We start from the raw sequence: 261 nt of genomic DNA on the forward strand, positions 1-261 counted from the left end.
GGAGAAGAGACATGATAACGTTTAGCGATTAACCGCATAGATTGCGTTTCAACCAATTCGAAGCTAATTTGACTTTTAATGGTTTTAGAAATACAGCAAAATTTTTCAACTAATGGTGTCTCAGCGATAAAAGTTTGTGCACAGTGTTTACAATAAAAGCGTTGCTTCTGTAATTTAAGTAAAACAGGATTAGTAGCTGTATTCGGTAATCGAATGATAGCTGGTTTAAAGCCATGTTTGATGATATCTTGATTACCAGTA

General features: G+C 34.1%; 1 protein-coding gene. It reads right to left on the reverse strand.

What is annotated here, in order from left to right; all coding sequences use genetic code 11:
- The coding region (locus tag AC973_RS08510; RefSeq protein ID WP_048729594.1) for a transposase family protein at window positions 1-261 on the reverse strand (261 nt) is incomplete at both ends.

It is taken from the genome of Carnobacterium sp. 1290_CSPC (genome assembly GCF_001053265.1).
GTDB classification, from domain to species: Bacteria; Bacillota; Bacilli; order Lactobacillales; family Aerococcaceae; genus Aerococcus; species Aerococcus urinaeequi.